This is a genomic window from Brucepastera parasyntrophica (assembly GCF_022376835.1).
In the GTDB taxonomy this organism is placed as follows: Bacteria; Spirochaetota; Spirochaetia; order Treponematales; family Treponemataceae; genus Brucepastera; species Brucepastera parasyntrophica.
On the sequence record NZ_CP084606.1, the window covers coordinates 1,305,513 to 1,326,659 of the forward strand.

Sequence of the window (21,147 nt, forward strand, 5' to 3'; positions counted from 1 at the left end):
CTATAAAAAAACACAGCCGGATTTTCCCGATATGGCGGATTGTTCCATTGCTTCCTGCAAATCAACATCGCACCGGAAACGGTTCGGCAATCCGGTCAAATGATCCAGAAAAGCCTGCCGCTCAATGGCGTCTGCATACAGTTTTTTCGCAGTCATATCATAACAGGTTACGAGCCGGACCATCTGTCCGTCAATCCAGGGGATAATTTCTTCATCGACGGCAAGCCATTCATCCGTTTTGCCGCAGTATGTTTCATAGATTTTATTACCGGAAGAAGGTTTATTTATAAATGAATAAGCCGGCGAAGGATTGCCTGCGCCGGAAGCGGCCGGAAAGTAATCCATTCCCGGTTTACCGATACAGTCAGTTCCAAAAGCCTGCCTGAATGCTCTGTTCGCGAATATGATTTCTCCTGACCCGAGATGTTCCGCGAAAATATAGGAATCTATATTATCCAGCACAGCTTCACAGGTTTTCCGTGAAACTTCAAGCTGATCGGCGGCGCGCTGCCTGACCAGAACAGTAGAGATAAGGTTTGAAATATTTTTTAAAAACCGTGCGGTATCCTGATCCCATTTCCGTTTTATAATACAGTCATCAAAACATATAAAACCGTAGCGCTGCCCGTATAAATAGACTGCAAAAATGGCCGCAGCGATGACTTCCTCTTTTTCAAATTCACCGGCGCTGTTTTCAGGAATTTCGCTGTAATTTACGAGCATGACTCCGGTACTTTCCATTGCCTTGTATACTTCGGGAATATCAGTCGTATATGAAATAACATCATTCATTGCCTTATAGGAAGGAATTCCCTTATTGCACCATTCATAGACAACCCTGCAGGTTTTCTTATCAGGAGCATCCTTAAAAAGAAGGACCCTGCTTGTGTCAAGATAAACCCCTGTCCTGTCCAGAGTAATTCTGATTGCATTATCCAGATCGGAATCATGCAGACTCATTAAAATATCATTAAGAACCAGCTGCTGTTTGTAATAGTCTTTAATCAGCAGCTGTCCGGATTCCGACTGGGAATTGCTCAGAATTACCGTATCATAGCAGTAAACCTGTCCATTACTGTCCCTGTTTGCCGTATTATATTCGGTTATGGGAACGCTGTCCCCGCTTTTTGTAATTATCCGGTAATACAGCCGGAATTCATCAATCTTCCGGCTCTCATAATCATTAATGGTCTGGACCAGTACGGTTTTGTCATCAGGATGCACAATATCAAACCACTGAATGGCGCCATCCATAAATTCTGTTGTGGTGTATCCGTATGTTGTTATGGTATTATTAACATACCAGGTCCGCCAGCCATTTTCTTCTTTTGAGAGGCGAAAAACAACAGCAGGGACATGTTCAAGAATTTCTTCCAAATCCTGGTTTGCTCTGTTCTGGGTTTTCATACCGGGACCTCATAATGGGTATTCCGTAAGTTATGGTCAATCAGGCCCTTTCTCACTGTATATCTTGACTGCGGGAGCCTGGAATATGTCTGTATATTAATATGTTGTTTTTTTATATACAAGTATTATTTTTTATTACCATGTTACTTTTTCAGTGTTTTCTTTCCCTGTTTTTTTCCGGAATTATTGCGTTCGTTCATCTGCTTTATCTCTTCCATTTTTACCGGATCATAAAATCCGTCTTTCCAGTTAAACCGGGAAAATTCCGATAAAACCTGTCCCTTTTTGTATGAGTCCATAACCATCCGGTACTGGTTCTTTTTGAGCCGGGTTTCGGACAGATCAATAAGCTGATGCCTGAATCCGGCTTTTTTTATGGAAGCGGCCTTATCCGTAAGGGAAAAGGGTACATCTGGAAACACATACGATCCATCATCGGTAGAAATGGTGGTAAACACCCCCTCCTGCCTGTCTGAAAACCAGGTTGCCTGATAACTCGCCGGAAGAGAAAACCTCATGCGGAACAGGGCGGGATAGGCAAAAAGAGTAACCATAACCCGGCTGCGGGCCGGTGGGGCAAAGGTTTTTTCAAGATTTTTCCGTGAATTTTCGAGGGGCGTTATAAAAAACTGCAGCCCCTGCCCGATTAACCAATCGACAGCCCAGCGGTTGAACGTATATAAATAAGGGCCGGCAATACGCTTAACATCATATTTCCGCAATAATCCGATATGGCCCGGGTTATTTAAAATGAATTGGGAAAAACCGCGTTTTATAAGAGCTTCGAGTATGCCGTCAAGCTCATCTTCCTTATTCTGGGGAAAAAACGGATTAAGAGAAATAATGATATTGTCCCGGGCAAAAGGAAGATTCCCGGCCTTTTTTTGGGTATGAGCGGGTTCTGAACCGGTGAGCGCAGGAATTGTACGCGAATTCAGTTCGATAATCGCACGGACCGGCCTGTCAGGGAGAATTGTATACAGTTCGTCGATTTCGGAAACCTGCACATACAAACCTTCAGGAAATGCCTGCGCATCCCGACCCTTCCGTTTTGGAGGAGACGGAGTGTCCGTTTTTTTCTCCTTTACGGCCTTTGAAAAATCAATCTGAAGGTCAGGTATTGGTTCTCCGCCGGGCTGACTCCGGTACGGCGACAGATCCCTTGGTAGCAGGTGAGGATAACGCTTTGTCATATTTTTTGTCTGGAGCAGGTAAACTGAATCTCCTGTTCCGAATCCGGCGGGAATATCTATCCATCGTTTATTCTTTTCAATAACAACTTCCCTTATTTTATGACTTTCACGTCCCGAATCATCTTTTTTATGCAGCCGTATTGAATCGCCTTGTTCCGGTTCATATCCGTCATTTTTCAGACAGGCAAAAGACATATCGTTTTTGGTAGTAATTCTGTCAATTTTACCAAGCGATAATCCCGTACCCCCGGCCTGATCAGGGTTTAAAACATCTTCAGCTTTTTCAGAATCATACCAGTAACGGGTTTTTGCCCGGGCGAAGTCATTTGCAAGTATTCGCCGGGCTGTTTCAGCGGCATTTTTCCGGTCGCTCTCCCAATTGTCAAGCATATAGCGGTAAGCTGATACAACGGTACCCACATATTCAGCGCTTTTCATTCTTCCTTCTATCTTAAAAGAATGGACGCCTGCCTGAACAAGATCCGGAATCCTGTCTATAAGCTGAAGATCATGAGGGGAGAAAAAGTATCCTTCACGGATTCCGTCAGGATTTTCAGCGGTATAGAGCCGCCGGCAGGCCTGGGCGCAAAGGCCCCTGTTAGCCGATTTACCGCCGAGAAAGCTGGAAAAAAGACATAAACCGGACTCGCTGACACAGAGCGCACCGTGGACGAAAACCTCAAGCTCGCAGGAGGTTTGCTCTTTTATACTCTGTATTTCAGGCAGATTCAGTTCCCTGGCCAGAACTACCCGCGAAACACCGGCCCGGCTCAGTGTATTTACAGCCTTTGCGCTGGCGATATTCATTTGTGTCGATGCATGGATACGCAGTTTCGGATAACAGCTCCTTATCATATTGAGGACGCCAAAATCCTGGACAATCAGTCCATCCGGACCTATTCTGTTCAGATAGCCTAAAAAACGGTACATCCGCTCCATTTCAGATTCCATGGAAACAGTATTTACCGTTACGAATATTTTTTTGTTTCTTTTATGAAGGGCTTCAACAGCGGCTTCAAACTGTGACCACGCAAAATTTGAGGAACGCAGGCGGGCATTAAAACTCTTTAACCCAAGATATACGGCGTCAGCACCTTCTCCAATTGCTGCATCAAGTGCTTCCGGACTTCCCGCCGGTGCCAATAATTCTGCCATATCCGCCTCCGTATTGGCTTATCTTACCCCAAATTGCCCCTTTCTGCCTATAAGTTTAATGGGGTTCATTTACTTTTCCCGGTGAATATTTTCCGGTTGCACAGAACTTCCAGTCTGGAGCTCCGTTGCTGTCATCCGAATATTCATTCCGTCCGAGGCTGCGGGTCGTCGCGCTCGAATTCGGCATAACCACCGCGTCTTCTGTAAGCGCGGAAGGATGCCAGGCTCCCGTTTCAGCGGCCAGCTCAGCATACTTTTTTACCGTATCATTCGGCCACACTTCGGATCCTTCCTGAATGCATAAAACAGCATCCATAATCCGCCCATTTTCCCTTTCACGGACAATGATTACGCTGGTTGGTTTAAGCGGAACCTTGTTCGGAATATGAACAGCCCAAAAATCCCTGGCGTGGGGAGAAGCCTCCGTACCGCCTGAAATGATCTCCGTTGTTATTTCATCCAGGATTCCGTCTTCGATAGAGCGAAGATGCAGAATTATAAACTCCCCTGCCGTAACCTCAGCAGCCGGAAATATATATGGATTATCGGGATTCATTGCGTTAAATACTTCAATCCCGCTCAGATTTCCCGATCCAAGCACAAGAAATTCTATATATTCAACTTTGGGTTTTGAATATACAGCCCGCAGTTCATTTATCAGTAATTCTGCAGGACAGTTATTGTAACCTGAAAAAGGAACGGAAAAAGAAAGCGTATTGCCTTTTTTATCGGCCACCAGCGCGGATAAAACGGCTTTTGCTCCAGTTTCCATATCATACTCAAGAAAAAAACTGACTTCAGAAGCCTCCTGCTCATCAGGAAAAGTTATATTAAGATTTTCAGGGTTTTCATTTGCGGTCACCGCGCGGGCTGATAGTATTTTAACCGGACGGGAAAAAACAGCCCGCAGTTCTCTCCCGCCTGTGACCTCAAAGTTTTCCAGCTTCGGGATAGTTATATCACCTCCCAGAATAGTCAGAGCTTCCTGATGGACCATACAGGAAGCAGTGAGCACGCATAATATAAAACATAAAATTAACCCGGACAGGTTTGTCAGATGGCCGGCCAATGCAGGCGGATCCCTGCAGATAACAGAAAAAAGATTTCGCATTTTATTACCTCCTGCTTTTTTATCAGGAGTATCTCGCATTTTGGCCTGATTTCTGATACTTTTTTTATATGAAATTCAGCATATATAAACTTCTTTTGCATAAAGATATATCAGTTCCGGATGATAAGCCGGCTGATGACGGCACACTTGAAATTATGGAATACTATTCGTCTGTCAAAAAGAATAACCTTGAACCGGACCGGAAGGAACATCTTTTGGGTGAAGGGAAAAAAACAGGGATTATTCCGGCAGGGACATACCTGTTTTCACAGATACCCGCAGGCGATTTCAAAATTAACGCTGACAGACAGGACAAATTAGCTGCGGAAGAAAAATGGCGGGAGGTTTCGGAAGCGATCTGGCTCGAATCATTATGGATGAAGAAAGAATTTAAAAACGACAGGATTCTGGTACGGATCCTGTCGGAAGATTCAAAAACAGTTTTTCAGATTTTCAGGGAAATCATTGAAGAACAAAAATAAAATACTCCGCCGCAGAGTAGCGGAGTATTTTTCTCTCCCGTGAAATTGGTCTCGGGTTTAATACCAAAGCAGCAGGGTATTAGCAGGTCGCGGAAGCGGCCGTTACATACCTTACAGAACCAGCCGCAGGCTGATTAAACCCTCGTTTCGAATAAAATCAGAACCGGAAGGTTTCAACCATATAACGTATTGAGCTGCCCTTTTCTTCATACATCTCTTTTTCAATAATGAAGACAACGGATTTACCTGTGTTATCGGTCACAATACGGCGGATACCATAATTGCTTACGCCTGGCCGTTTATAACCAGGAAGCCCGACTGTCCTGGTTGTTACCTTCCCGGAGGAATCGGTAATCTGTACGGAAAGATAGAACGAAGACTGGACAGACGCTCCCCTGCCTGATGTAAGTACATTCATGGTTATTTTATAAACATTTCCCGTTTCAAAGTCCCTGAAAGATATTTCTTTCAGATTCATGCTCTCTTCAGTTTCGACATACAGCGGGCGCCCCGCATTGCTTCCGTCAACCACCAGTTTTTTCATAAAATCCGCGGTATTTTTCTGCAAGGAGGCAAAAACTATACGGCCTTCCTGCCCGGAGGTTTTCGAGTCCGGGTTGGTTGAAAAAGTCCCGCCGGGAATAAACTTATTTGTACTTACATCGACACAGAATATATCCGCGTAGGCCTGAAACCGGGTATCGGTTATTCCATATTGCCCGAAAGTATATGTTTTCCCATCAGCCGAAAAACCCAGATCCATAAAGGTAGCGACATCACCTGCGTGTACAAAGGCTGTAAAAAAAACACCCAAGAACAGTACTGCCAGTTTCCGCATATACGATCCTCCCCTGAAATAATGAACTTTTCCCGTCATTACCAGGATTTTTACTGCAAAATCCTATTATTTATTCCTATCCGGCGTAAAATAAAACACACAGACCGGAATACTTACATATCGACAGAAAAAAGGGCCGGCTTGAGCTTTATGAAAAAATTTAACCCATATTTCCGGACGGAAAAGACCCGTGTTCCGATTTTTTCATAAAAATAAAAAAACCGCGCCTGAATAAATGCGCGCGGGCCTTTTCATACTGTATAATCTTTAAATGAACCTCCCCGGGGAGGTTCATTCGAGCGGAAATGTATTAAACCTGTCTTTCAAATCAGATTTTTACTCTGCGGGACCGGACATCAAACAAAACCGCAATAACAAGAACGAGACCGCGCACAATATACTGATAAGAAATACCGACTCCGAGCAGGTTCATTCCGTTTGACAATGAAGACATTACGATCGCGCCGATAATGGTTCCCGTAACCTTGCCTACGCCGCCGGAAGCTGAAACGCCGCCGACATAGGCGGAAGCTATGGCATCAAGTTCAAAACCGTTTCCTGCCGTTGTTGTGGCCGACTGGAGCCGGGCAGTATACAGAATTCCCGCAAGGGCGGCGAGGGCGCTCATTGAGGCAAAAACAAACATGGTTACCGCTTTAACCTTGATACCGCTCAGTTCGGCAGCTTCGGGGTTCCCTCCGATTGCATAAATATGGCGGCCGAGTACGGTATTATTCATAAAGAAATGGTATATCGCGACAATAACGATAACAATAACCACAGTCCATGAAATTCCGCGGTATTGCGCCAACTGCCACGCGAAAAAGAGAATGAGCAGGGATATAAATACAAGCTTTCCTATAAACATATCAAGCGTTGATGTTTCAAAATTATATTTTTTCCGTTTTTCGCGGGTCCTGATTTCATTTATAATAAAAGCTATAATCGCGACAACGCCGATAATCAGGGTAAGAACATGGGTTCCGCTTATGTTGAAAATATCGGGAATAAACCCGTTTCCCAGAGCGTTAAAGAACTTATTGGTCACGATAATGGTCCCGCTGCCTTCCGTAAGGCGGAGAAGAGCGCCCCGGAAAATAAACATACTGGCAAGCGACACAACAAACGCGGGGACGCCCATAAAAGCGACCAGCCAGCCATGATACAGCCCAATAACAATACCCACAGCGATAGCAATAATAAATACAAATACAAGGGGAACATTACCCATTCTCATCAGTACGGCTGCGATAGCTCCGATAAAACCCGCGACAAAGCCGACCGACAGATCAATGTGCCGGATTATCAGAATGAGAGTCATTCCAACCGCAAGCACGGCAACATAACCGGTTTGATCGAACAGATTACTTAAATTGCGGGGTGACATAAAAACACCGCCGGACAAAATAGTAAATAAAACCATAATTACCAAAAGCGCAATATACATTCCGTATTCACGGGCATTTTGCTTCAGCATTTTTATATTCATTCTGTACCCCCTTATACTGTTGCCATTTTCATAATTTTTTCCTGGGTTGCCTCAGTCCCGGAAATTTCACCGGTTATGCGGCCTTCAGCAATCACATATATTCTGTCACTCATCCCGAGAATTTCCGGCAGTTCTGATGAAATCATAATTATACTCATCCCTTGTTCTACCAGTTTATTCATAATTGTGTAAATTTCGTATTTCGCGCCGACATCTATACCTCTGGTCGGTTCATCGAGAATAAGTATATCGGGCTTTGCAATAAGCCATTTGCCAAGCGATACTTTTTGCTGATTGCCGCCGCTCAGGTTGCGGACCTTTGCCTCAACAGAAGGAGTTTTTATTTTAAGGTCTTTCCTTATTTCTTCCGCAATAAGAATTTCCTCGTTTTTATTTATTGTAAGCCGGTTTGTCAGGTCCTTTAAACTTGCGATTGAAAGATTCTGTTTTACATCCTGATCAAGTATCAGCCCGTCTTTTTTCCGGTCTTCCGAAACATAGGCGAGACCCGCGTCAATCGCATTTTTAGGATGTCCAGGCTGGATATGCTGTCCCTTGATAATCATTTCGCCAGAGACCCGGTAATTTCTCGGATTCCCGAAAATGCTCAGGGCAAATTCCGTTCTGCCCGCGCCCATAAGCCCGGCAATCCCGAGCACCTCGCCCTTTCGGACATAGAGATTTATATCAGTCAGAATTTCACGGCTTACGGAATAATCATATACAGTCCAGTTCTTAACTTCAAATTGAACATCACCTATTTTTACATTTTCCCGTTTTGGATAAATATTTTCTATTTCGCGTCCGACCATGTTTTTGATAATTACTTCTTCATTTAATTCATCCCGCTTAAGGGTTTTTACCGTTTTACCGTCCCTGAGAATTGTTACGGTATCGGCGATCTGCATTACTTCTTTCAGCTTGTGCGAAATCATAATACAGGTAACACCCTGTTTTTTCAGCTCAAGAATAAGATTTAAAAGATTATCACTGTCATCATCATTAAGTGCAGCGGTGGGTTCATCAAGAATAAGAAGCCGGACATCCTTGCTCAGCGCTTTCGCAATTTCAATTAATTGCTGGGTTCCGACAGAAAGATTGCGAACCTTTGTACTGGGATCAATATTAAGCCGGACTTTTTCCAGTTGGCTTTTTGCTTTCCGGATTGTTTCATTCCAGTCAATCAAATGGCCTTTTTTCTGCTCATTCCCCAGGTAAATATTTTCATATATAGATAGATCGGGAACCAGGGCAAGTTCCTGGTAAATAATTGCAAGTCCGGCGTGTTCGCTGTCCCGTATCGAATTATACCGCTGGATTTCTCCGTCAATAAGGATATCTCCTTCATATGTTCCATACGGATAAATCCCGCTTAAAACCTTCATCAGTGTTGACTTGCCTGCGCCATTTTCTCCAACAACAAAATGTATTTCCCCTTTTGCAACTTTAAAAGTTACATCATCCAGAGCCCTGACTCCGGGGAATTCTTTTGTGATGTGAGACATTTCCAAAATGGGTTTATCCATAACTTACTCCCGCACTCGGTTTATTACGGAATAATACTATACTCCCCTAATTCAGGTTTCCGGTGAAAAAAAATGGTTAATTCTTTTCACCGGAAATACTATAGTTAAACAATTCAAATTGTTTAACTATAAAACAGGCAGCATATTCATGCTGCCTGTTTTATATAATTAATTACAGTCCTGTGAAATCTGAAGCAGGATAATATCCTGAATCAATAAGAGCAGCTTTTACATTGTTCTTATCAACTGTAACAACTTCAGTCTGCTTTGCAGCAACATCTTTCTTCCCATTGTTATACGAACCGGTGGTTATCGGTGTTTTTCCCGCAAGAACGTCTTTTGCCATTGCAACTGCGTCTGAAACGAGCGTCCGGACATCCTTGAAAACAGTCATTGATTGTTTCCCGTCAATTATATACTGCACGGAAGCTTTTTCAGCGTCCTGCCCGGTAACATAATATTTCGTTACTGCCGTATCTTTTGCGAATTCGTCGGCAATAGCGCGGGCGGTTCCGTCATTCGGCGCAAGAATGAATACTTCACCCTTGTCTGCGGTTGAAGCTGAAGTCAGATTGTCGGCTGCCTTGCGTTTTGCGTCATTGAAATCCCAGTTGGTTGAAATCTGGCCGATAATTTTTGCCATTTCGGCGCGGGTTAAATCTTTTTTCCCCTGGAGAGCCACAGCTTCGGAAGAATTTTTGATTACAAAGGTTCCGTTTGCAATAAGCGGCTGAAGAACTTCCCATGCTCCCTGGAAAAAGAGGAATGCGTTATTATCGGAAGCGGCGCCTGCATAGAGATACAGAGGGGCTTTAGTTTTGCCCTTGAGCTGGTCAACCAGATACTGCGCCTGGGCTTTACCGACGGACACGCTGTCAAATGTTACATAATAATCAACAGCAGTTGTATCATTTATAAGCCTGTCATAAGCGATAACGGTTACGCCTTCTTTTTTGGCGGCTTCTGCAGCTGCGGCAGCGGCAGTACCATCATGCGGGCATATGATTAAAACTTTAATCCCCTTTGTCAAAAGGGTTTCCACATTCTGTTTTTCCTTCCCGGAATCACCCTGACTGAATAACAGCTCAACATTTGCCTGTCCTTTCAGAGCATCAAGAAAGCGGGTCTCATCCTGTACCCAGCGCGGCTCATCCTTTGTCGGCAGAACAATACCTACATCAACCTTTGATTTCTGCTGACCGCCGCCTGCAAATGCGAATGAACCGATCATCAGCAATGCGAGTCCGGCAATAATGATTTTTGAAAACTTCTTCATGTAATCCTCCTTAGGAATAATGCGAATTTGAAATACATATGTATTTCCGCTTTCAAAATTATAATACCGGATAAAAGCCTCTCCCGACGGCTAAAATTCTGGCGTTTTTTGTTTTTTGCTGGAATCAGAAAAAAGAGATGGGGAATATGTAAAACGGAAGGGTAATTTGTTGGTGTCAAAAAATTACCCTCAAATCGGGTTACTGCGTGGACCCTGTGGCAGCGGAATATTCAGTTTACAGCGGTTTTATACCGGTATACCTCTTCCGCAGTATGAAATCCTGAATCAATGATAATGTCATCCATATTTTCGCGGGTAACGGCAACCGGTGGGATCCAGTATACCGGGACATCAAAGGTTCCGTCATTAATTTTTTCTTCCGGGAAGACAAACGCGCCGGAGGCCATCTGTACAGCCACCGCGGCCGCGGTCCGGGCAAGCTCTGAAATAGGCTTATATACAGTCATCAGCTGAAGCCCTTCTGCGATATGCTGACAGGCGGCAATATCCGCATCCTGACCTACGACCGGAATAGTTCCGGCAATGCGGTGTTCGGAAAGAGCCCGGATTACGCCGCCGGCAAGACCGTCGTTCCCGCAGATTACCGCGTCAAAAGGGATTCCCGCATCAAGCAGAAAAGAAGCCTGTTCAAAGGCTTTGTCATAGCTCCAGTTTTCGGCAAAAAAATCGCAGGCCCGGGTTACATCCGGATAATTCCGCAAAACAGAATCAAAACCCTGCCTCATCAGATTTACATTATAGTCTGACTGGGGTCCGTTTATAAAAGCATAATTTCCGGCAGGGACTTTTTCGGCGACCGCTTCCGCCATTAATTTCCCGACTTCTATGGAATTAACGGAAATATATAAATCGACATTTGCATTTCGTATGAGACGGTCATATGAAATAACCTTAATTCCCTTTGTGCGGGCTTTCTGCACTATATCAGACAACAGATCGGCATATTGGGGAATAATTACCAGTACATCCACATTGCTGTCAACCAGGTACTTGACCTGGTTGACCTGTTCATAGGCGTCATTGGCGGCATTCTGGAAGATAACATCTGCACCCAGTGCGCCGGCAGCCGCGACAAAAACATCCCGGTCGCGTATCCATCGCTCAACAATGAGAGAATCAAGGGAAAAACCTATGGTTATTCTTTTGCTCTCCTGAATTGACGGTTCTGCCGCTGTTTTTTTTCCGCTGCAGCCCGACATGAAAATACATATCAGACAAAACAGCAGTAAAGAGAATGAAAAATAGGTTTTTCTCATAATGTTTCCCTGTATTCAGTCGGAGTAATACCGACATTTTTTTTAAAAATTTTACTGAAATAATTCGGATCGGAATAACCGGTTTCCGCGCTGATTTCCTTAATACTGTATGAGCGCTCCCGCAGCATTTCTTTTGCCTTCTGCATCCGCGCGGCAGTCACATAGTCAATAAAGTTTTCGCCTGTTTCTTCCTTGAACAATTTACTGAAATAAAAAGGGCTGATCTTCAATCTCCTGGAAATTTCTTCCTGGGAAATATCATGGGCCAGATGTTCGGTAATAATTTTACATGCCTGCGAGATAAGAGGACTCATCCTGTTTTTTTTATGTTCATTTATCACCATAAGACATTCATCTATACCTCTCATAATATACTTCAGAAGCTCTCCGCTATCGGGAATTTTTTCAATATCGGAGTAGGTGTTTTTCCAGTCGGAAAATCCCCCGAAGTCGGGATACATTTGCCTGGTTTGAAATCTGATAACTGCAAGGATTTCAAAAAGCTTGCCTTTTTGTATATCGATGGCGCCAGGATACTGTTTTTCCAGCTGCTGGAAAACAGAGGAAACCAGAGTGTGTACGGCCTGAATATCCCCGGCAGTTGCCCTGTCAAACAGTTTCTTTTCAGGGCCGGAAAAATATGTATCGGAAACAATATCCGTTTCGGTAATATCATTGCAGAATACAATACCGTCACTGGTTCCGCTGTTAACCAGCGAACGGAGTGTTTCGTTGTAAAGTGAAAACGAACGGGAAAAATCCTGTTCAATAGTACTTACGGCTATTTTCAGCCGGACCCCGGAGTGAGCTGTAATGCGGGAATATATCAGATTAACAGTCTGTCTGATTGCATCATACTGTTCGGCCGTTGGGTCCTGCGTTCCGGAAAGCGGAACGAAAATAACAATCCGGTTTTGAACAAGCGGACCGGTGATACAGGTTTCGGATGCAGACAGAACACTGCGGATAGTGGTATACAATCCTGCCCGGTCCTGCTGCATAATATCATAAACTTCCATAACCATAAAATAAAAGAATGAATTCTGAATGTCAAAAAAGTCAAAATAGGCTTCTATATCACAGTTCTTTTCAGACGGGAATATAAGTGAATAAATAAAATCGCTTTCAACAATATTGATTACCGAATCAAGTTTTTCCCGGATTTGAATTTCGGAAACCCGTTTTCTTCTGACGGTATCAACACTTTGCATTGCATTCCGCATCGTTTCTATAATTCTGTTCCTGTTGACCGGTTTCGATAAATACTCATAAACACCAAGATTTATAGCCTGCTGGGCATAATCAAAACGGTCAAAAGCAGTAAGCACAATAATTACAAGCGCAGGGCTGAAATTTTTAATTGCCTTTATCGCTTCAATACCGTTCAGCCCGGGCATATGTATATCTATAAACAGAACATCGATTTTCTCTGTCTGGCAAACCTCAACAGCTTCTCCCCCTGAACGCGCAAAATAAAACTCAACTTGCTCGGGAAAATTCCGTTCCAGAATATAACGCAGCGAATCAATAACAATCTGTTCATCATCTGAAAGCAATACCTTATACATTCTTTATCCTTATAACAAAAGTTTTTCCTGGTTCGGGATAATTATCAACAATGTCAAAAATATCGGGGTCATCAAAAAACATTCGGAGACGGGTTATTACATTGACCATTCCGATTCCGACGGAAGTCCCTGACACCGGTTCTTCCGTTTCAGTTTTTCCGGAAGCGGATAAAAGGCGCTGCCGCACAGCAGGATCAAACTGTTTGCCGTTATCGCTTATTTCTATATTGAGAAAATCAGCACTGCGGTACACCCGCAGTGTTACTGTTCCGCCTGAACTCATTTCAGCTATACCATGCTTTACTGCGTTTTCTACAAGAGGCTGAAGTATCATGCTCGGCATTGGGATATCAAGATTTTCGCAGTGGATATCCCTGATATAGGTCAGGCGGTCAGCAAAACGGACCTTCATAATATGCATATAATTATCAACCAGATTTATTTCACCGGACAACAGGGCATCCTTTTCAAGATTCTGGATATTATACCGGAAAAAGTCAGCGGTATTTTCAATAAAGGCACAGGTATTATCCGCGCCTTCCATCATGGCAAGCTGGGCTCCTGCGTTGAGCGTGTTAAAGAGAAAGTGCGGATTTATCTGCGCCTGCAGAGTCCTGAGTTGGGCATCTTTATACAGCTCCCTCATTTCCATTTCCTGCCGGCGCAGATTGTTTTCTATCATGGCTTTGGTCTGAATTGTTTCGATATATTCCCTGATACTTACAATCATACGGTCAAACGCACGGTAAATATTTCCGAGTTCATCATTTGTTTTAATTTTCGCTATTTCAACATCGAAATTGCCTGATGCAAGTTCATTTGCGGCGTCCGATAAATCAACCAGAGGCCCGGTAATCCTGTTGATAAGAATATACACGATTAAAAAATTGATCGTGATCCCCGTAGCGACAAGAAGAATACTTACAAGTTCAAGGATATGCATATTATTGAGTATGCGGTTATAGCCCGATACGTTCCGTTCAAAATACAATGTATTCAGTTCCCGGATCGAATCAGTGAGATAACTGTATATTCGCTGTGCGGTATAATAATTATACATATATTCCGTAACATTATTTCCCCGGCGGGCATATACAGCCTTGTCCGCATATTCGAGAAAGGACTCCATCAGATTCCCGATTTTATATTCCTGAAGCAGCATAGGTTCCGGCGAAGGTTCCCTGTTAAAATTCAATGAAAGCGCGTCCAGTTTGCCGCGCCAGGTATAATAATTTTCTATACCTTCAAACGTCCGTAAAGTAATGTAATTTTCAAGTCCTGATTCAACCATTTTCAGGGCATTCTGATACTCCCGAAGCATAAGGTTTGATTCATAGGCATTAGTGATTGAAAAAGTAACGGAATTGATTATAACAAAACTGTACAGCACAATTACGCACATTAATGCCGCTGTAACAAAAAAAGAATAGAAAAGCCGTTCCCTGATACTGTAAGCTCTGCGTTTTTTCACGGCATACCTGCTCCATCAACTATATATCAGACCACTGAAAGGATTTCATCAGTACAATCCGGAGTCAGTATCCTGATATATGATATACATATCTGTGATAACATAATCATTCGTATATTTCTTTTCCAGAAACTCGTGCATCACTTCCACGGCCCTTCGTCCGATCTGCTCGGCGTCGGGAACTACAACTGCATAGATAATTCCTCTCCTGACATATTCAAGAATATTCTCGTTTTCCCGGAACGCTATAATTGAAATATCATCCATTTTGTTTAACTCAATTACGGCCTGCGCTGCCCGCATGGTGTCATTCACATTCAGGGTAACTATAATATCCAGATCATCATCAGTCATTATTCTGTTGCGTATAAACTGTTCGTAGGCCGAAGATCCTGCCTGTTCGGAACCATCAACCGAAATCTCAATCTTCGGATATTCCCGCAGGGTTTCCTGGATTCCGGACATCATAATCATACCTGAGGTCCTTGAAGAAGAAGTATCGGGAAGAACAAGGACTGTACTGTTTTCTCCTCCGGCCTCTAAAATTAATGTGCCGAGGTTCTTCCCGAGTTCATAACTGCTGATTCCGACAAAGGATTGCCGGCTGCCTGTTACGGTGTCATTTTCCAGAACCACAACTGGTATACCCTTTTTCCCCGCAAATTCCAGGACCTCGCGTATTGAAGAGCTGTCATTGATATATGAAAGAATACCGTCGGCGCGGGCGGCGACGGCATAATTCATATATTCATCTATCTGATTGCGGTCAGCGTCGGATGAAGGACCAATAAACTCAATTATCATGTTATGTTCTTCGGCCGCCGTTCTCGCTTCAGCATATACACGCTGCCAGAAAGGCGTATCAATCCGCCTTCCTATCATAACAATATAATAGGCAGGCGGATTGTCTGTCGGCCAGCGGGCCGCTTCCTTAACGGGAATGGTATTCCAGAGTAAAAGGACGGCGGAAAAAAGGATAAGCACTGCCGCAAAAATGAGAAAGAGTACCAGCAGTGTTAATTTCCGTACCGCCATTTTGTTTTAATCTCCATATATTCTTCAGCGCAGTCTGTCTGGAATCATGTGCAAAGCATCCGTTATTTCAAAGCTTTTTTGAAAGCAATAAGTTTCAGAATATCGGGGATCTGTTTTTTAAACCGCGCATCAATGATCACCGGCTTCAGCTTTCCAACAGCCTTATTCTGCAAAAAAGATTCCTTTATAGACTCATCAATATCGAGGGCGTTTATTCCGTCACTGTTTTTTCAGTAAAGAAAAAACTTGTTTTAAAAAAACGTTCCCAGACAGAGAGCCACAGTACAGTCTTTTTTTTGTACTGTATTTTACAAAGCCAGGCCTTACCGTCATTATAATAACGCCATTCAGGCTCCAGATTATATTCCCCGGAAGTTATTGTATCCATAAACTCACTGTATACAGGATAAGCCTTACCCAGAGCGGATTCGAGTATTTTTCCATCGGGAAATACTGACGCATCCCTCAGCAATTGATTATTCATATGATCCCCCACATAACACGCTTATGTTCAATCCCAGACAAAGAGCCATTTGATTCCCCGGTAAAGGCCGTAAAAAACCCAGCCCAAAGGTCCGGGACGGGTCTTTTTTCCGAAATGCACTGAAACCAGGGAATACGCAACAGTCTGCTCGGCGTATTTTTTACGTCCCTCCAGTCTGTCAATTTCAAGATCGATGCGCTCCAGCTCTCTTTCTATTGTAAGCATATCCTTAACATCTATAGCCTTATTCAGCAGCTCTTCATATCTTGTTTTTATTTTCCGCAGACTTTCAAGCCGGGTTACCGTATCATGATAACTGTCGGTAATGTCCGTACCTTCTACCCGTTCTTCTTCTACCTTTCCGCTCTTTTTACCGCTTCAATAAATGTATTAAAGGAAGACGCAGGGATTCTGACCGATACATAGTCGGTTGAATCGCGGACAACAAATCCTCTCAGTTCCTGCGCCTGCTTTACCAGCTGGGTCCGGACTTCTTCGCTGTCTTTTACGTCGAGAACATAATAGGCCGTATATGCTATCATTCTTTCAGGCTGTTCTTCGGCATAACTAGCTTCAGTTTCCGAATCATATCCGTATGCCCGGGCTTCTGACGCTGCGCTCATCTGCTTTCCGCTTGAGCAGGAAATAAAAAGGACAGCAAGCACAGCGGCAGGAAATGCCGCAGCCATAATTTTCCTCATAAGGATCCTCCTGAAGTAGGCTTTTTCCTTCTGCCAGTATAACACAGTTAGCGTATTGCGTTCAAAAAATAATGAAATATGGTCAAATAATTTAAATTATTTGACCATTTCCGGTCATACGTGTTTCTGATGTAAATTAAAAGAGTTTATCATCTTTTTTGTCTGAAAACGGAGATTCCGGAGGATATGGTTATATGCCCGGCCTTGCCTATGCATGCCGGAATTCCGGCGAACCAGGCGAACCGGGTTTTCCGGATTAAAAAAACACAGGAAAATATAAAAAAATTACGGCATTGGACTGTCAGGTTTCTTTCAGAATGGGTGATATCCATTTTCCGCATACCGGCGCCCTGCGGATACAAAAACATAACAGTGTTATCATTGGTGTATAAAAACAGAAAAGTATACACATCAAAAATTATTGCTGCAAACCCTCTCACATATTGATTTCACCAAAGTCAATAATTTGAAGATCAGTTTATAAAACGGACTGCCTGCGAAAGAAACAGAACAGTTTTTAAAAAACTGATTTCAAAACCGGCAACTTTTGAAATCAGTTCCAATATCAGTCAAAAAGCTGCACATACACAGCATAAAGAATATATCAAAATAGTATGTTTTTACCGGAACGGTTTTCCGGGAACAGTGTATTCATTGTATCAGTCAAGGGGAATGAAAATGATAAAACAGCTCCCGACTCCCTTTTCCGACTGTACCGAAATTTCCCAGCCATGTGAATCAATAACGCCTTTTACAACCGAGAGCCCCAGGCCCATACCCTGCTCTCTCCGTGAGGAAGTCCCGCGATAAAACATATCAAAAATATGAGATAAATCATTTGTATCTATGCCCGGCCCATTATCACATATTTCAATTACGGCGCGGTTATCCTCAACAAAGGCATTAATTCTTATTATACCGCCGGCGGATGTATACCGGAGCGCATTGTTTACAAGATTTTCTATTGCCCTGAGCGCCAGACGCTCGTCCATCGGCACCATTGTGTTTTCCGGAATGGTATTTGAAACTTCCATTTTCCGGTCAAGGAGTTCGGCGTCCCGCAGGGCCCGGCGGGTATACATGGAAAGAAATTTGAAAAGATCCACATGATCAAGAGAACGCCGCCACTCGCCGGTATTCACCTTTACGAATTCAATCAGATCATCAATCATACCTTCAAGCAGATCAACCTTTGCTACTATTATTTCAACTGAATGAATGCGCGATGCGGCGTCATCGGCAATTCCGTCGACAATAGCTTCGGCATATCCCTTTATCAGAGCAAGAGGCGTTTTAAGATCATGGGTGACTCCCATGATAAACCGGGTCCGGGTTGCTTCTTCTTCCTTAAGTGCCAGCCGCATGGTATTCAGGGAACTGGTGAGGGAAGTTATTTCATTGCTTCCCTTTACGTCTATAGGCAAATCAAGTTCTCCCGAAGCCAGCCTGCGGGTCTCATTTTCAAGTATCAGCACGGATTCCGTAATTGAGCGGGTAATGGCTATCATGACCGTAACAACAAAGACCAGCAGAACGCCTATTACGGTTAAAAAAGTCCGTAACATAAACACAACGGGCTGCGGAGGCTTGCGCATTGAACTGTCTATTCTTACAAGAATAATCGCGTGGCTCTCTTTTACCCATCCGGGTGATTCCAAAATATATCCGTACTGGGAAGTCGCGAGCTGCATAATTTCGAGAAGCTGATTCTTCGTTACATATTCTCCCGGATGGAATTCATCGCCGGTTGAATAGACAACCATTAAATCCTTGCTGAAAACCGTCATATTTGTATCCGCATGGGCGCGGGCAACATAACGTTCTATATTTTCCCATTCACCGCGTTCAAGTTCTCCGTTGAAAAGCGGGAGCACTTCTTCATATGCCGGAACGTCAAAATCTGCGGTCTGTTTCTGCGAATGAAGGATTATGAATATTGCGGCGAAAGCCAGTAAAGGCACCATAATAATGCCGCCTATCAGAACATAAAACTGTGTCTTTATTTTCATGAGTCCGCTCCGGTATTCAGACGGTAGCCCATACCGTGGACCGTTTCAAGGTATACGGGAACGGAAGGATCGTCTTCAATCTTTTTCCTGAGACGCTGGATATATACCGCAACTGTAGTAATATCTCCGTACAGGTTTTTCCAGACAGCCGAATAAATCTGTTCAGGAGACTGGGGTTTTCCTGCCGCTTCCGCAAGAAAGGCCAGTACGCCGTATTCTTTTGCCGAAAGAGGAATTTTCTCGTTTTCCTTTTTCAGTATGCAGGCGTCAAAATCAATGGTAAAAGGTCCGAATCTGAAAAGTTTTGCTTCGCTTTTCGTCTGGTCTTCCCTGTTCCGCCGGAGCATGGCCCGGACCCGCGCAACAAGAACCCTCGGAGAAAAGGGTTTTGTTACAAATTCATCAGCGCCGTAGCCAAGTCCTGAAATAATATCCTCATCCGCGCTTCTGGCGGAAACAATAAGAACTGGCGTAGTTTCAGACCGGCGGTACTGGTGCAGAAACTCAAAACCGTCCATGCCAGGGAGATTTATATCAAGAATAATAAGATCGGGCGTCCAGGATTCAAGGATAGCGAGGGCGTCTTCCGCGCTTTCCGCAGATTTAACAGCCAAACCTTCCTTTGTGAGATATAATTCCACCAGTTCGGAAAGTTCGCGGACGTCTTCTATAATCAAAACATTGGCTTTCATGGTTATTTATCCTCTTAATTAAAAATATATATAATGATTATTATCTCTGCAACGAAAAAGCCCCGGATATAACAAAATGTTATAAACTCTTTACCCGCTGTTTATATAAATTAAACATTTGGTGAGCTATATTTTCGGTATGAAACGTAAACAAAAAAAATGGATTTTGATTGCCGCTGTCTTTTTCTGCATTATACCGGCTGTTTCGGCACAGACGGTACTCAGTGTTGAAGAAGCTGTACGTCTTGGCCTGGAAAACAACCTGAGCCTTGAAAGAACAAAACTGGAAACTGATCAGAAAAAGCGGGAATCCAACCGGTCCTGGAACGGACTTATACCGTCCGTATCTGCGTCAGCCTCGGCCAGTCATGCGACCACGCTTATCGGCGATCCTTCGCCGGCATCGATAGATGAGTGGATCCCGGGATTTTCTCTGTCTGCATCCATGACTCTTACTACTTCCATTTTTACAAATATTGAACAGGCCCGCCTTCAGTATCAGGCAGGGCTGATTTCCTATGAAACGGCACGACAGACGCTGGAACTTCAGGTCCGGAAGGCGTTTTATCAGCTGCTGCTGCTTGAGGCGAATATCAGCCTGACGGAACAAAGCATAGGAACAGCCCAGTCCCGCTATGATCAGACAGCCGCGCTGGCACGGCATGGCCAGGCCTCAGCTCTGGAAGAACTGTCCGCCAGGGTTGATCTGGAAAATATGAAACCGACACTCAGGACAGTACAGTCAGGCTATAACAACGCACTGGAGTCTTTCAAACAGGTTATCGGTATTCCGCTCGATGAAGAAATAACACTCGCCGGAAGCCTGGATGATACTATTTCCTTCATTAACACCGAAAACATTCAGAAAAACGGAGAATCGGCTTCGGTAACGAGCCTGAGAATGTCTCTTGAAATAATTGAAGCCCAGCTGAAAGCCGCAAAGCTCCAGGCATATACGCCTTCCGTCTCGGTATCGTGGAATACTTCACCTTCTTATTCAAACAGCACATGGTCTGACAGCGGATCTTTTACCGCCCGCCTGACCTTCAGTCTGGACAGTCTTCTGCCCTGGTCGGCGACAAAAACCCAGATTGATTCTTTGAAAACAAGTGTCGCCATATACCAGAGCAATCTTGCGGAAGCAAAAATGAACTCGGACCTGCAGGTACGGCAGCTTGTGCGTACTATAGAACAATCGCTGGAAACAATTGAAGCTCTTAAACTGAATGTCGATCTGGCGGAACAGAGTTACGCCATGTATGAAGAATCCTATCAAAAAGGAACCACGGACCTGCAAAACCTGAGGTCCGCGGCCGACAGCCTTTCAACCGCGCAAAACAGGGTACAGGAAGAATTGTATAATCTCTTATCTGCGACCCTTGATCTTGAAAATGAATTAAATGTTCCGTTCGGAACATTGGGGAGAATTTAAC

At 43.9% G+C, this 21,147-nt stretch carries 18 protein-coding genes; 2 read left to right on the plus strand and 16 right to left on the minus strand.

Translation table 11 applies throughout. The features are described 5' to 3' along the window. The 3 genes from K7I13_RS06235 to K7I13_RS06245 form a co-directional block, all read right to left on the minus strand. The gene (locus tag K7I13_RS06235) at positions 1–1,407 is read right to left on the minus strand and encodes a sensor domain-containing diguanylate cyclase (protein WP_255948814.1); all 1,407 of its coding nucleotides are present in this window, start codon (positions 1,405–1,407) and stop codon (positions 1–3) included. 143 nt (positions 1,408–1,550) lie between these two features. Then, complete coding sequence (locus K7I13_RS06240; RefSeq protein WP_255948815.1) at positions 1,551–3,755, minus strand: peptidase U32 family protein; 2,205 nt, start codon at positions 3,753–3,755, stop codon at positions 1,551–1,553. A gap of 55 nt (positions 3,756–3,810) precedes the next feature. Beyond that, positions 3,811–4,866: a lipoprotein TP_1001-related protein gene (locus K7I13_RS06245; RefSeq protein WP_255948816.1), complete on the minus strand. Its 1,056-nt coding sequence runs from the start codon at positions 4,864–4,866 to the stop codon at positions 3,811–3,813. A 68-nt stretch (positions 4,867–4,934) separates the two neighbouring features. On the opposite strand from K7I13_RS06245, the gene K7I13_RS06250 reads away from it, so the two are divergent. Continuing rightward, entirely contained in the window at positions 4,935–5,348 is a 414-nt protein-coding gene (locus K7I13_RS06250; protein ID WP_255948817.1) for a hypothetical protein, read from the plus strand. Between the two features lie 157 nt (positions 5,349–5,505). Here K7I13_RS06250 and K7I13_RS06255 read toward each other — a convergent pair whose 3' ends face one another. The 13 genes from K7I13_RS06255 to K7I13_RS06315 form a co-directional block, all read right to left on the minus strand. Next, positions 5,506–6,186, minus strand: a complete 681-nt coding sequence (locus tag K7I13_RS06255; protein WP_255948818.1) for a DUF2259 domain-containing protein — start codon at positions 6,184–6,186, stop codon at positions 5,506–5,508. Between the two features lie 328 nt (positions 6,187–6,514). Then, positions 6,515–7,675, minus strand: coding sequence for a sugar ABC transporter permease (locus K7I13_RS06260; protein ID WP_255948819.1), 1,161 nt, complete (start codon positions 7,673–7,675; stop codon positions 6,515–6,517). Between the two features lie 11 nt (positions 7,676–7,686). Further along, a complete protein-coding gene (locus tag K7I13_RS06265) occupies positions 7,687–9,201 on the minus strand; it encodes an ATP-binding cassette domain-containing protein (RefSeq protein WP_255948821.1) in 1,515 nt (504 codons plus the stop codon). Between the two features lie 172 nt (positions 9,202–9,373). Next, entirely contained in the window at positions 9,374–10,477 is a 1,104-nt protein-coding gene (locus K7I13_RS06270) for a sugar ABC transporter substrate-binding protein (RefSeq protein ID WP_255948823.1), read from the minus strand. A gap of 230 nt (positions 10,478–10,707) precedes the next feature. Continuing rightward, complete coding sequence (locus K7I13_RS06275; RefSeq protein WP_255948825.1) at positions 10,708–11,754, minus strand: sugar ABC transporter substrate-binding protein; 1,047 nt, start codon at positions 11,752–11,754, stop codon at positions 10,708–10,710. Continuing rightward, a complete protein-coding gene (locus K7I13_RS06280) occupies positions 11,751–13,322 on the minus strand; it encodes a response regulator transcription factor (protein ID WP_255948827.1) in 1,572 nt (523 codons plus the stop codon). The genes K7I13_RS06275 and K7I13_RS06280 overlap by 4 nt, the downstream gene beginning before the upstream one ends. Then, entirely contained in the window at positions 13,315–14,793 is a 1,479-nt protein-coding gene (locus K7I13_RS06285) for a sensor histidine kinase (protein ID WP_255948829.1), read from the minus strand. Before K7I13_RS06285 ends, K7I13_RS06280 begins: the two co-directional genes overlap by 8 nt. Positions 14,794–14,841: 48 nt before the next feature. Then, the gene (locus K7I13_RS06290; protein ID WP_255948831.1) at positions 14,842–15,828 is read right to left on the minus strand and encodes a sugar ABC transporter substrate-binding protein; all 987 of its coding nucleotides are present in this window, start codon (positions 15,826–15,828) and stop codon (positions 14,842–14,844) included. A 211-nt stretch (positions 15,829–16,039) separates the two neighbouring features. Next, a complete protein-coding gene (locus K7I13_RS06295) occupies positions 16,040–16,312 on the minus strand; it encodes a DUF3788 family protein (protein WP_255948833.1) in 273 nt (90 codons plus the stop codon). A 27-nt stretch (positions 16,313–16,339) separates the two neighbouring features. Then, positions 16,340–16,639, minus strand: a complete 300-nt coding sequence (locus K7I13_RS06300) for a DUF4349 domain-containing protein (RefSeq protein WP_255949232.1) — start codon at positions 16,637–16,639, stop codon at positions 16,340–16,342. Between the two features lie 26 nt (positions 16,640–16,665). After that, entirely contained in the window at positions 16,666–17,013 is a 348-nt protein-coding gene (locus K7I13_RS06305; protein ID WP_255948835.1) for a DUF4349 domain-containing protein, read from the minus strand. A 659-nt stretch (positions 17,014–17,672) separates the two neighbouring features. Then, positions 17,673–19,022 carry a HAMP domain-containing sensor histidine kinase gene (locus K7I13_RS06310; protein WP_255948837.1) on the minus strand — a complete coding sequence of 450 codons (1,350 nt, stop codon included), beginning with the start codon at positions 19,020–19,022 and terminating at the stop codon, positions 17,673–17,675. Next, entirely contained in the window at positions 19,019–19,714 is a 696-nt protein-coding gene (locus tag K7I13_RS06315) for a response regulator transcription factor (protein WP_255948838.1), read from the minus strand. Before K7I13_RS06315 ends, K7I13_RS06310 begins: the two co-directional genes overlap by 4 nt. Before the next feature lie 139 nt (positions 19,715–19,853). Here K7I13_RS06315 and K7I13_RS06320 point away from each other — a divergent pair, with 139 nt between their 5' ends. Further along, entirely contained in the window at positions 19,854–21,146 is a 1,293-nt protein-coding gene (locus K7I13_RS06320; protein WP_255948839.1) for a TolC family protein, read from the plus strand. Position 21,147: the final 1 nt, after the last annotated feature.

Bases quoted from the DNA above. Each gene is read 5' to 3' on its own strand.
- K7I13_RS06245 (WP_255948816.1), bottom strand. From the start codon at position 4,866: ATGCGAAATCTTTTTTCTGTTATCTGCAGGGATCCGCCTGCATTGGCC.
- K7I13_RS06305 (WP_255948835.1), bottom strand. From the start codon at position 17,013: ATGAGGAAAATTATGGCTGCGGCATTTCCTGCCGCTGTGCTTGCTGTC.
- K7I13_RS06235 (WP_255948814.1), bottom strand. From the start codon at position 1,407: ATGAAAACCCAGAACAGAGCAAACCAGGATTTGGAAGAAATTCTTGAA.
- K7I13_RS06270 (WP_255948823.1), bottom strand. From the start codon at position 10,477: ATGAAGAAGTTTTCAAAAATCATTATTGCCGGACTCGCATTGCTGATG.
- K7I13_RS06320 (WP_255948839.1), top strand. From the start codon at position 19,854: ATGAAACGTAAACAAAAAAAATGGATTTTGATTGCCGCTGTCTTTTTC.
- K7I13_RS06290 (WP_255948831.1), bottom strand. From the start codon at position 15,828: ATGGCGGTACGGAAATTAACACTGCTGGTACTCTTTCTCATTTTTGCG.
- K7I13_RS06295 (WP_255948833.1), bottom strand. From the start codon at position 16,312: ATGAATAATCAATTGCTGAGGGATGCGTCAGTATTTCCCGATGGAAAA.
- K7I13_RS06260 (WP_255948819.1), bottom strand. From the start codon at position 7,675: ATGAATATAAAAATGCTGAAGCAAAATGCCCGTGAATACGGAATGTAT.
- K7I13_RS06265 (WP_255948821.1), bottom strand. From the start codon at position 9,201: ATGGATAAACCCATTTTGGAAATGTCTCACATCACAAAAGAATTCCCC.
- K7I13_RS06250 (WP_255948817.1), top strand. From the start codon at position 4,935: ATGAAATTCAGCATATATAAACTTCTTTTGCATAAAGATATATCAGTT.
- K7I13_RS06280 (WP_255948827.1), bottom strand. From the start codon at position 13,322: ATGTATAAGGTATTGCTTTCAGATGATGAACAGATTGTTATTGATTCG.
- K7I13_RS06315 (WP_255948838.1), bottom strand. From the start codon at position 19,714: ATGAAAGCCAATGTTTTGATTATAGAAGACGTCCGCGAACTTTCCGAA.
- K7I13_RS06240 (WP_255948815.1), bottom strand. From the start codon at position 3,755: ATGGCAGAATTATTGGCACCGGCGGGAAGTCCGGAAGCACTTGATGCA.
- K7I13_RS06275 (WP_255948825.1), bottom strand. From the start codon at position 11,754: ATGAGAAAAACCTATTTTTCATTCTCTTTACTGCTGTTTTGTCTGATA.
- K7I13_RS06310 (WP_255948837.1), bottom strand. From the start codon at position 19,022: ATGAAAATAAAGACACAGTTTTATGTTCTGATAGGCGGCATTATTATG.
- K7I13_RS06255 (WP_255948818.1), bottom strand. From the start codon at position 6,186: ATGCGGAAACTGGCAGTACTGTTCTTGGGTGTTTTTTTTACAGCCTTT.